The organism is Chitinophaga sp., assembly GCF_017745275.1.
GTDB lineage: Bacteria > Bacteroidota > Bacteroidia > Chitinophagales > Chitinophagaceae > Chitinophaga.
Genome location: NZ_JAGHZS010000023.1, coordinates 1 through 1,260 on the forward strand (window position 1 = coordinate 1; position 1,260 = coordinate 1,260).

The window sequence follows — 1,260 nt, forward strand, 5'->3', positions numbered from 1 at the left end:
TTTTAAAATATTCCCGGTCGTCTTTAGATGGCCGGGATTTTTTGTTTGTGGACGTGATCCGGCGTTTTAAATTTTAGTGCCAGGTGGGGCCTGTATTGATTATAAAGGGCAACAGCCTGCGCTGTAGTCTTTATGGCCAGGTCCTTACTTTTAAACGGTCTGTCCGGGAAAAATTCCTCTTTAATTGTTTTATTCATTCTTTCAGCCAGTGCATTTTCGTAGGGATCGCCATTTTCCGTCATACTCATCTGAATGCGGTTATCTGTGGCGATCTGTACATATTCTTTGCTACAATATTGCCCCCCTCTATCAGAATGATGAATCAGATCAGTATCATAAAGACGCCCTCTAATTGCCATTTTCAGTGCCCTGGAGACTAAACTTGTTTCCATATTATCGGCTATATGGTATCCAACGATTTTTCTGCTATAAGCATCTGTTACCATGCTTAAATAAAGATATCCTTCATCAGTTTTAACATATGTAATGTCACTTACCCATACCTGTTCTGGTCGGACCACTGTCAATCCTTTTACCAGGTTGGGATATTTCTTTAGCCAGTGATTGGAATCAGTTGTCTTTACATAGTTACGCCGCGGAGTAACTAATAAATTATATGATTTCATCCACTTAAAAAGCTTATCCCGTCCCATTTTAATTGACAGCACCTGCAATTGAGGTTGAATCAGACCATAAATCTTTTTTATCCCACTTCGGGGTAATAGTATTCTCTGTTCATGGACTAACTTTTTCACCTGCTCTTTGATGTGGAAGATTTTTTGCTCCTCACACTTGAGCTTATAGGAATATTGTCTACTGAATCCCAGTGTGTTAGCTATTCGTTTGGTGCCTCCGACTCTTTGGGATCCCCCTGTGCTTTGGAAGCTTGCTCTGACAGAGGTAAATACTTTTTTCGTATTTCTGTTCCAAATTGATCGTCTGCAATATCAATGGCTCTGTTGAGGATTTCCTTCTCCTGTTGTAAGATCTTAATTCTCTTTTCAAGCTCTTTAATTTGCTTATTGGGCGTGCTTTTCTTCATACTCGGTGTTTCTTGCCACCCTAATCTACCATGTTTTCTTAACCAAACCAAAACCGTTGTCCGGCCCTGAATCCCATACTTACGTTGGGCCTGCTTATACGTTAGGTTGCCTTTTTCAACTTCATCGATTACTTGAAGTTTAAATGCTAAACTGTAATCAAGTCGGGTCTTCTTAGTATTGCCCGAACCTCCTGTATTCTTCATAAGTTGATATTTTA

General features: G+C 39.8%; 2 protein-coding genes. Both read right to left on the reverse strand.

Features of this window, described 5'->3' with window-relative positions:
• Nucleotides 1–23: 23 nt before the first annotated feature.
• Nucleotides 24–932: an IS3 family transposase gene (locus tag J7623_RS31725; RefSeq protein WP_366840192.1), complete on the reverse strand. Its 909-nt coding sequence runs from the start codon at nucleotides 930–932 to the stop codon at nucleotides 24–26.
• Nucleotides 836–1,260, reverse strand: a 425-nt coding sequence (locus tag J7623_RS31730) for a helix-turn-helix domain-containing protein (protein WP_366840190.1), incomplete at its 5' end; no start/stop codon positions are given. The genes J7623_RS31725 and J7623_RS31730, both read right to left, overlap by 97 nt.